Here is a 4,778-nt window from a genome sequence, read left to right on the forward strand (position 1 = left end):
AACTTCAGCCTTCCAAGCTGACTACGTGGGTTCGATTCCCATCACCCGCTCCATTTTGTAAATGTGAAGATAACGGTTATATTAGGACAACATATAAATATATATGTTGTTTTTTTGTGAAATATTGTATAAAAATATTTGGGGAAGTTTTAAATTATTTTAGAATCAAACTGAATTATTATATGGTAAAAGAAATTAGCTAATAATCAAAGGATTCATCACGTTATGAATCCTTTTTTTGTATACAATGATGCTATAAATTAAATCAAAAATAGTTGAATATATTTTGTGTGTTACATAATTAACTGGCTTTGTTGGAAATGAAAATTAGCAAAAACTATTGATTGAAAATAAATAATGTTTATGATGTAAAAATGATGCAATTAAATAGTATAATGATGAGGGTGATATTCGATGAATAAAATATTAATAGTTGAAGATGAAAAAGCAATAAATGAACTAATTAGAATTAGTTTAACTGATGCGGGTTATTTGTGTAGATGTGCGTATGATGGTATGCAGGGTGCGGATTTAGTTGAAAATGAATCATTTGATTTAATTTTATTAGATATTATGTTGCCAAAAGTCAATGGTTATGAACTGATGGAATATATTCGTCCATTAAATATTCCAGTAATTTTTTTAACTGCAAAAGCTGATGTAAATGATCGGGTTAAAGGGTTAAAAATGGGAGCTGAAGATTATATTGTTAAACCGTTTGAAATTATTGAACTTCTAGCAAGAGTAGAAACAGTTCTTAGGAGGTATGATAAAATATCTCATTATTTATCAGTTTATGATGTTAGTGTTGATACTTTGTCGCGGGTGGTAAGAAAAGGTGATGAAATTGTAAATTTAACAGTTAAAGAATATGACTTATTAGTCCTTTTTTTACAAAATAAAAATATTGCTTTGTTTAGGGACCGAATCTATGAATTAGTTTGGCAAGAAAGTTATCGCGGTGATAGTCGGACAGTTGATTTACATGTTCAACGGATGCGTAAGAAAGTAGGGTTGGAAGACAAGATTGTTTCAGTGTATAAAATAGGATATCGTTTGGAGGTGGGGGAGTGAAATTTTTTTGGAAGCTTTATTTAACGATAATGTTAATGGTTGTAACGTGTTTTAGTGTGGGTGGCTATTTATTGATAGAAACAGGTTTTAAATCATCTTTACAACGTGAAATAGAAATGGCATATCAAGAAAATGATATTCTTTTTTCTTCGTTTATGAATGATTTGCTTACACCTGTTGATGGTTTTGTAAACTATGAGAATAGTAAAAAGGAAAAATTTAGTGTTATTCAAAATTCAGCTGCAACTTTAAGAGTTCAAACTTTTAATGGTGGTATTTCGTTTTGCTTACGAGATAATACAGGCAAAATGATTTATCAAAATGGTGGCTTTTTAGATGATATAAGTATGATTAAAGAGATAAAATCTGGAAACAGGGGTTATAAAATAACAGAAAATAAAAGTAAATATAAAATTCATACTTTAAGAAAATTAGAAATGGCAATAGATGATGTTGATATTTATCTTGAAAATTCTCGTGATATTTCTTCTTTATTTAAAGGGCGTAAAGAGCAATATCAAACTTTTATGTACTGTATAGGGCTATTGTCACTTGTAGGTGCGATAGTGATTTTTATTGTAACAAGATGGTTAGTGAAGCCGATTGAAAAATTATCCCAAGCAACTAAGCAAATTACCGCCGAAGGTTTGGGTACTGAAATTAAGGTTAGCAGCGATGATGAAATTGGACAATTAACTAAAGATTTTAATACGATGACCAAACGTTTAATGGTATCGATGGATAAATTGCAAGAGGCGTTAAACCGTCAAGAGATATTTGTTGGTAATTTTGCCCATGAATTAAAAACACCACTAACATCGATGATTGGATATGGAGATATGCTTAGAAGTAAAAAACTTAGTGAAGAACAAATTATTAGTTATGCAAATTTGATAGTGCAAGAAGGTAAACGCTTAGAAGTTATGTCAATGAAATTGATGGAGTTAATTGTTTTGAAAAAACAAAATTTTGAGATGGTAAAAATTAATACTATAGAATTTTTTGATGAAATTAAGGCGGTTGTTGCACCGATAATGAAAGATTCAAAAATTGAATTTAAAGTTTTGGTTGAAGATATAGAAATATTAATAGAGCCAGATTTAATGAAAACAGTTTGTTTGAATTTACTTGATAATGCTCGTAAGGCGATAATTGATAATGGCGTAATTGAACTTATAGGGGTAAAGAGTAATGATTGTTATTGTATTAAGGTCAAGGATAATGGTTGTGGGATAGATGCTAAAGAAATAGGTAAAATTAAAGAAGAGTTTTATATGGTTGATAAATCACGTTCTCGTAGTGTTGGAGGGGCTGGTTTAGGTTTGGCGATTTGTGATCAGATAGTAAAACTGCATCATGGTGAGATGAAATTTGAAAGTATAAAAAATCAAGGTACAGTAGTAACGGTTTTGCTTAAGGGCGGTGAGATCTTTGAAGAAAATTAAGATTTTATTTATTGGGTTTATAGCGATGTTATTATTAGTGGTTATTGCTATAATGCCGATTTTATTATCTAAGTGGAATGATAATAGAATGCTTGCTCAAGTCATAGTAGAGAAAGTTGATAATAAAAATACATTAATCTTGCAGAAAAGTAAGTTAAATACTAAAGAAAAGATAAATTTATTGCGTGATTATAATTCTAATGGCCAAAATTATGTTTGTATTACACAACAGATAAAATCAAATGAAGAGGATAATCGAATAAAAGAGAATGCTACAGAGGAAATCAAAAAATTACAAAACTTAGGAATTATACCAAATATTGATTTTGATGAAAGCTATGAAAAAAATATAATTAATACAATAACTTATGCTGAAGCTACTGATCCTGAAAGTTGTGTTGTTTTAATTCAAGTAACTTTTGTTAGTGAAAATGGTCATGTATATGTTTTGATGGATGGTAATGATAATACTATTTATAACTTTAGTTTTGAAAATGAGGGAAATAGTAATTATACTATGAGTACAGATGCTATTTCGAATAAAGATGCTTTGATCTGTTATGGGATGGATTATTTGGGATTATCAAAAGAAGAAACGTTGAAGCAATGTTTTGTTAAAATTAGTGAAAAAGAAACTGTTGTAAGTGTTAATGTTTATAGAATTGATAGTTATGATGCAACTTTGATGCTGAAATGAAACTAATTATATGCCTCTCTATTATATTATTTGGATAAGGAGGCAGAAAAAATGAAGAAAAGGATAATGATTGCTCTAATATTAATTGCTGGTTACGGACTGGGATTGAATTACGTAATGGAGCAAAAAAGTGTTGAAAGTCAGGAAAATGTTAAAAACGATGTTATAAAGACAGATGTAACTGAGGTTGAAAAGGATAAAATAATTAATGATGAATTATTAACATTGGTTAATTATAAAAATAAAGTACCGGATAATTGGCAAGTAAATTTAGTGCCTTTAAATGATCGACAATCGATTGATCAACGAGCTTATCAGGCTTTGCAGGAGATGTTAGATAATGCTAAAAAAGAAGGGATGAATATAATTGTTTGTTCATCATATCGTACATATGATAAACAAAAACAACTTTTTGTAAATAAGGTTAGTGAATATTTAAAAAAAGGTTATTCATATAATGAAGCGCAGGATGCAGCAAGTATGTGGGTGGCAAAACCAAATACAAGTGAACATCAATTAGGATTAGCTGTTGATTTGGTTTCTCGTGATAATCAGCGTCTAGATAAAAGTCAGGAAAAAACTGAAGAACAGCGTTGGTTAATGGAAAATTGTCAACGATATGGCTTTATTTTACGATATCCATCAGATAAAAGTAATCTTACAGGGGTTAATTACGAACCTTGGCATTATCGTTATGTAGGAAAAGAACATGCTAAAAAAATTACTAGACAAGGTATTTGTTTAGAAGAATATTTGGATAATCTAAAAAATAGTTAAAAGTTTATATAAAATTCATATCTGTGTATAATATTATATACATGAGGTGAATAAAATGACTAAGAGATTTGAATTCAATGATAGTGATTTGGGAATAGAAAACGATGAAATAGAAGCTGGTGATAAAGAAACAGCAGAAGTGATACACAAAGATAAACGACGTCCAAAAACAAAGAAAAAGAAAGTTACAAAAACTAAACGTAAAACAAAAACAAAAGTAAAAAAAGAAAAACAGGGACGTTCAGTTTTTACAACGATTTTAATATTTTTATTAATTCTAATTATTATTGCAGGAGTTGGTGTAGGCGGATATTTTGCTTATGAATATTATCAAGATCAACAAAATCAAATTGATGATCTTCAAAATCAGCTTGATGATTCAAAAAATGATAATAGTGATTCTAAAGAAAATGAAAAGAAAAATGATAATAATTATACAAAAAAAGGATTGGAGGATAATGACCAACCTAATAATGACATTGATGAATCAAATGATAATGCAACACCAGATAATTCATCTGCGGATGAAAATGATAAGCCAGAAAATAATCAGCCTGAAGTTAGTGAATAAAACGCCTTTAAAAGGTGTTTTTTTATCTGTAATATTTTTGAAGTAAAAAGTAAGAAAATATTTGATAAAAAAATTGAAAAAATAATAAAAAAAGTCTTGCAATAGTATTTATAAAATGTTATTATAGACGAGCAGTAGTCGTTAAGGGCTCTGTTAAGAAAATGCGGGTGTAGTTCAATGGTAGAACTTCAGCCTTCCAAGCTGACTACGTGGG

5 protein-coding genes are annotated in these 4,778 nt (G+C 29.2%); all 5 read left to right on the forward strand.

Going from position 1 to position 4,778, the window contains the following annotated elements:
• Positions 1 to 414 precede the first annotated feature (414 nt).
• Genes ACLR9T_RS13345 through ACLR9T_RS13365 form a run of 5 tightly spaced genes read left to right on the forward strand, consistent with a single transcriptional unit; the run spans position 415 to position 4,564 of the window.
• Positions 415 to 1,074, forward strand: a complete 660-nt coding sequence (locus ACLR9T_RS13345; protein ID WP_413110000.1) for a response regulator transcription factor — start codon at positions 415 to 417, stop codon at positions 1,072 to 1,074.
• A complete protein-coding gene (locus ACLR9T_RS13350; protein ID WP_413110001.1) occupies positions 1,071 to 2,519 on the forward strand; it encodes a sensor histidine kinase in 1,449 nt (482 codons plus the stop codon). Before ACLR9T_RS13345 ends, ACLR9T_RS13350 begins: the two co-directional genes overlap by 4 nt.
• Positions 2,506 to 3,216 (forward strand): hypothetical protein, encoded by a 711-nt coding sequence (locus tag ACLR9T_RS13355; RefSeq protein ID WP_413110002.1) that lies wholly within the window; start codon positions 2,506 to 2,508, stop codon positions 3,214 to 3,216. The genes ACLR9T_RS13350 and ACLR9T_RS13355 overlap by 14 nt, the downstream gene beginning before the upstream one ends.
• Positions 3,217 to 3,267: 51 nt before the next feature.
• Entirely contained in the window at positions 3,268 to 3,993 is a 726-nt protein-coding gene (locus ACLR9T_RS13360; RefSeq protein WP_413110003.1) for a D-alanyl-D-alanine carboxypeptidase family protein, read from the forward strand.
• A gap of 55 nt (positions 3,994 to 4,048) precedes the next feature.
• A complete protein-coding gene (locus ACLR9T_RS13365) occupies positions 4,049 to 4,564 on the forward strand; it encodes a hypothetical protein (protein WP_413110004.1) in 516 nt (171 codons plus the stop codon).
• The last annotated feature ends 214 nt before the right edge of the window (positions 4,565 to 4,778 follow it).

It is taken from the genome of Thomasclavelia sp., assembly GCF_047249845.1.
Classification (GTDB): domain Bacteria; phylum Bacillota_I; class Bacilli_A; order Erysipelotrichales; family Coprobacillaceae; genus Thomasclavelia.

What these genes read in the sequence shown, in the direction of transcription:
- ACLR9T_RS13360 (WP_413110003.1), top strand. Translation starts at nt 3,268, where the DNA reads ATGAAGAAAAGGATAATGATTGCTCTAATATTAATTGCTGGTTACGGA.
- ACLR9T_RS13365 (WP_413110004.1), top strand. Translation starts at nt 4,049, where the DNA reads ATGACTAAGAGATTTGAATTCAATGATAGTGATTTGGGAATAGAAAAC.
- ACLR9T_RS13345 (WP_413110000.1), top strand. Translation starts at nt 415, where the DNA reads ATGAATAAAATATTAATAGTTGAAGATGAAAAAGCAATAAATGAACTA.